The 4596-nt window shown below is 41.1% G+C and carries 6 protein-coding genes; all 6 read right to left on the reverse strand.

What is annotated here, in order from left to right:
- Nucleotides 1-204, reverse strand: a 204-nt coding sequence (locus NTV63_00505; protein MCX6709424.1) for a thioredoxin family protein, incomplete at its 3' end; no start/stop codon positions are given.
- Nucleotides 205-219: 15 nt separating this feature from the next.
- Entirely contained in the window at nt 220-495 is a 276-nt protein-coding gene (locus NTV63_00510; GenBank protein ID MCX6709425.1) for a thioredoxin family protein, read from the reverse strand.
- Nucleotides 496-539: 44 nt separating this feature from the next.
- Entirely contained in the window at nt 540-791 is a 252-nt protein-coding gene (locus NTV63_00515; GenBank protein ID MCX6709426.1) for a metalloregulator ArsR/SmtB family transcription factor, read from the reverse strand.
- A 169-nt stretch (nt 792-960) separates the two neighbouring features.
- Nucleotides 961-1767 (reverse strand): 4-(cytidine 5'-diphospho)-2-C-methyl-D-erythritol kinase, encoded by an 807-nt coding sequence (gene ispE, locus NTV63_00520; protein ID MCX6709427.1) that lies wholly within the window; start codon nt 1765-1767, stop codon nt 961-963.
- 55 nt (nt 1768-1822) lie between these two features.
- Nucleotides 1823-3979 (reverse strand): heavy metal translocating P-type ATPase, encoded by a 2157-nt coding sequence (locus tag NTV63_00525; protein MCX6709428.1) that lies wholly within the window; start codon nt 3977-3979, stop codon nt 1823-1825.
- A 38-nt stretch (nt 3980-4017) separates the two neighbouring features.
- Nucleotides 4018-4596, reverse strand: a 579-nt coding sequence (locus tag NTV63_00530; protein MCX6709429.1) for a hypothetical protein, incomplete at its 5' end; no start/stop codon positions are given.

The following is a 4596-nucleotide window of genomic DNA, read 5'->3' on the forward strand; positions in this document are numbered from 1 at the left end:
AGAATCGGGAATTCTTCCAGATGCCTTGACTTTTCCGTCAATTACAATCGCAGGAGTTGCCATTACGCCATACTCGATAATCTTATTTATCTCTGTGACTTTAGTTATTTCAGCTTTCACGCCTGCTTCTTCAACTGCGTTCTTTGCATTCGCTTCAAGTTGCTTGCACTTCCAGCATCCTGGTCCTAATATTTCGATTTTCATAATATCACCTCTAAATTATTTATATTTTGATTCTGTTTCTTTAATGTATTCTTGAAGATATTTTTTTATCTCATCAACACTCGCAATCCTTCCATAATTCTTAACAACACCATCAATAGCTATTCCGGGAGTTGACATGATGCCATAATCTAATATCTTATCTATTTCTGTAATTTTCACCACTTCTACATCTTTGAAGAGGTCATTAACAGTTTCTTCCAAAGCTTTTCTCGCATTTGCTTCTAATTTTTTACATTTTGGACATCCGGGTCCAAGTATTTCGATTTTCATTTTTTTCACCCCGCAATTCTAAATTCTATGGATTCACTGGATAATCATTTCATCAGGCAAAGCATTCTTCTTATTCTCGCTCCTGAAATACTGTAAAAAATCCTTTTGCCTTCCCTTCTTGATTTTATAATTCCCGCGCTCTCAAGCTTGGACAGCTGAATTGAGACAGTGGATTGTGTTCTTCTGACTTTCGGAAAAATCTCACACACGCATCTTTCCCCTCGCAAAAGAAGACGCACTATCTCAAGCCTTGTCCTGTCAGAAAGCGCATTTAATATCTTCAGCATCTCATCCATAAAAACATATTGACAAACATCAATATTTAAATCTTTCCTCAGAATGATTTTTTATCCTCTCCTGTTCCATCCAAGTCAAAGGAAAGGTATTTTATCATAAGCAGAAATCTAATTTAAGAAAAGTTATAAATTTTTTCAGTTTGGGATTTTTAAAAAATCTTCCAATAAATCATGTCCTCCTGGCAATCTCATATGTTCTGTCAAGCGCTCTGCATATGAAAAAGTCGCCGTCAAAATGCTCTATCCCAAAATCAGAAACCTGTTTTTCTGCCTCTTTATAATTTTCAAAGCCGGCAAATACAGTTGGCCCGCTTCCTGACATTCCGCACTGTTTTGAAATTGTTGAAAAAAAGACATAAAGCTCGCCAATTTTAGGGCACATTTCATTTGCAAGCTCAAAGAAGCTCTTTCCTGTCTCATCGTAAAGCTCATACATTTTCTTTGCGCTTAACCTCTTGTGTGGGCGTGCAAGAACATAATAAGGGAAATGGCTGCAATCTGCCGGGCTTACCTTTTCCCCTGCCCCTGAAACAAGCGCTGTCCCGCTGTTGCGAACGAAAAACGGGACATCAGAGCCTATTTCTGAACTGATTGCCAAAAGCTCCTCCTGTGAAAGCCCGATTTTGTAGAGCTCATTTAACCCAATAAGAACTGAGGCTGCATCAGATGAGCCGCCCCCAAGCCCTGAAGACACTGGTATTGACTTTGTGAGTTCTATGCTGCAGGGAAGCTCGCTTTCAACATAATATTCAAGAGTTTGCTTCGCCTTTGTGGCAAGGTTATCTTCAGGATTGCATAATACTGAGCCTGAAAGCTCATATCCCTCTCTTATCTTTGAGATTTTCAGGTAGTCAAAAAGCCCTACTGACTGAAAAACTGAGGATATCTCATGGTTGCCTGAGGGAAGCTTTCCCATTATCTCAAAGGAAAGGTTTATCTTTGCAAATGCCTTGATTTCCAATGATTCAACTGCCATAAACAATTAATTGCTTCTGCAGTTTAAATAATTATTCAGGAAATGCTGGAATCTTCTAGAACTCTTTTTTGTATTTCTTCATTGAAAGCGAGTTTGAGAGAAGGGAAACATCGCTTAATGCCATTGCAGCTGCCGCAAGCATAGGATTCATCAGGAATCCTGCGTTATATAGAATTCCTGCTGCAACTGGTATGCTTATTATGTTGTAGAAGAAAGCCCAGAAAAGATTCTGCTTTATCTTTTTCATGGTGTATTGGCTCAGCTTTACTGCAGCAATCACATCCCCAACCATTGCAACAACAAGCCCTGACCTTTGGAGTTTTCTTATCTCATTTTCCTTGTCCTTGGGAAGAACATCAGAGAGCACTGAATCAATTCCAAGCTCCCTTGCAATTGAATCAGCTGTCCTCCTGTTGTCCCCTGTCATCATTATGACTTTCTTTCCCATTGAGTGCAGCCTTGAAACTGCCTCTCTTGAGTATTCCTTGATTGTGTCTGCAACAGCAATCATTCCAAGAAGGCTATTGTTGACTGAAAGGAGCATAACTGTCTTGCCCTCGCTTTCAATGGCTGAGATTCTCTCCTCAAAATCTGCAATGCTTATCTTGTTGCTTTTCATGAGAAGCCGGTTTCCCAGGAGTATTTTTTCCCTGGCGTATCTGGCGATTATGCCCTGCCCGGGAATTGCCTCAAAGAAGCGGGCATTTGGGACATTTATCCCTTCATCCCCTGCTTTTTTCAGGATTGATTCTGCAAGGGGATGCTCTGAATTTTTCTCTGCAATTGCAGCGTATTCCAGTATTTTATTCTCAGAAATTTTCCTTCCCGAAATTTTTCCGATAGAAATTATGTCTGTGACGCTTGGCTTGCCTTTTGTCAATGTTCCTGTTTTGTCAAAAACAAAAGCATTTACCTTTCTCATGTTCTCAAGCGCCTCAGGGTCTTTTATCAGTATCCCGAATTCAGCTCCCTTTCCTGTCCCAACCATTATTGCTGTTGGAGTTGCAAGCCCGAGAGCGCACGGGCACGCTATTATGAGTATAGAAATGAATATGTTCAGGGAAAATATGAAGCTCTTGCCAATTGCAAAATACCATATTGAAAATGCTGCAACTGCAATTATGAGAACAGCAGGAACAAAATAGCTGCTTACAACATCTGCAATTCTCTGTATTGGCGCCTTTCTTCCCTGCGCCTCCTCAACAAGCTTTATTATCTGCGAGAGAACTGTCTCATCCCCGACTTTTGTAGCCCTAAACCTGAAAGCGCCGCTTCTGTTTATTGTGCCTCCTATTGCAGAGCCGCCTTTCTTTTTCTCAACAGGCATGCTTTCGCCTGTAATCATTGACTCATCAACAGATGAAAACCCTTCTGTGATTATGCCGTCCACAGGAATCTTCTGCCCCGGCTTGACTATAATTATGTCTCCTGCGACAACATCACTTATTGGTATCTCAGCTTCAATACTGTTTCTCACAACAATTGCAGTCTTCGGCTTTAATCCTATTAGATTCTTTATTGCAGCAGATGTCTTTCCCTTTGATACTGCCTCAAGCCATTTTCCAAGTATGATAAGGGTGATTATTGTTGCAGAGGTGTCAAAATAAACGTGCTCCCCGAAAAGAGAGGGGAAAAGCATTGCAAGAATGCTGTATGAGTAGGCAGCTGTTGTGCCTATTGAAATCAGGGTGTCCATGTTTGCTGTTTTTGCCCTTAATGCGCCAAAAGCCCCTTTGTAAAATCTTGAGCCAACAACAATCTGGACAGGAGTTGCAAGCAGGAGCATGATGAGCTTTGCATTTGGAAGCATTATACCCATCCATTCAAGGGGCATTGCAATTATCAGAAGCGGAAATGTGAAGAACAGCGAGAAAAGGAAGAGGAATCTGAAATCCCTCATCTCTCTTGCCCTTGCCTTCTTTTCCCTGTCAATAAGCCGCTCCTCAGAATCAGCTGCCCTTTGCGGAGCAGATTTTAGCGCCTGCTGATTAGGGCTCTCTTCTCTTATTGACTTGTAGCCGAGCGAGTCTATAGTGTCATATATCTTTTTTTCATTAAGAACCTTTTCGTCAAATTCCACACTCGCCCGCTCTGTTGCAAAATTTACATTTGCGCTTATTGCGCCAAGCCTTTGCAGCGTTTTTTCAATGTTGAGCGCGCAGGATTCGCAGTGCATCCCTGAAACCGGGACAGTTATCTTCTTCATCTTCATTTCCTCTGCTTTTTTCCTTCTTTATTGCATTGCTTTCTTTATTGCATTATTTTTGCAGGATATTCCCTGAAAACATCAATTGAAGTTATCTCCTGCGGATTAGTCCTTTCTGAATCATACTTTACTTCAAAAATGTTGGGATAGCTGAATTTTATGTCGCCAACCCCGTCAATTTTCTTCAATTCTGAGGAAATTAGGGGAGCATGCCCTGAACAGGGTATGTCAACACTAAGCTTTGCTGTTGAATCAAAGTTCTGGAATCCTGGACTGCTTCCTGCAAGGGAATTTGCTCCCTGGTTTAAGCCAGATGTTTTAACATTTGCAAGAAGAGGGAAAATCACAAGGAAGAGGAGGATGTTTATCCCTATTGTTGTCCCGTACATTATTGCAAGATATCCTGAATTCCTTCTTATCCCCTTTCCTGAAAGCATTCGGTTGCGCTTCAGGTATAACACTGAGGATATTGTTGCAAATGCAAATGAAATCCCGATTAAGATGTAAAAGAAATTCCTGTTCATCAGGAGCGGCTTGAACAGCTGCATAAGAACTGTCGAGCCTATTACTGATGCGATTATGAATGCAATGCATCCAATGTGGGGGAATAATGCATATCCAAC

This window comes from Candidatus Woesearchaeota archaeon (assembly GCA_026394965.1).
Classification (GTDB): Archaea; Nanobdellota; Nanobdellia; order Woesearchaeales; family 0-14-0-80-44-23; genus JAPLZQ01.

Excerpts from the sequence above, each read along its gene's own strand:
- NTV63_00510 (MCX6709425.1), bottom strand. The coding sequence starts at position 495 with ATGAAAATCGAAATACTTGGACCCGGATGTCCAAAATGTAAAAAATTA.
- NTV63_00515 (MCX6709426.1), bottom strand. The coding sequence starts at position 791 with ATGGATGAGATGCTGAAGATATTAAATGCGCTTTCTGACAGGACAAGG.
- ispE (MCX6709427.1), bottom strand. The coding sequence starts at position 1,767 with ATGGCAGTTGAATCATTGGAAATCAAGGCATTTGCAAAGATAAACCTT.
- NTV63_00525 (MCX6709428.1), bottom strand. The coding sequence starts at position 3,979 with ATGAAGATGAAGAAGATAACTGTCCCGGTTTCAGGGATGCACTGCGAA.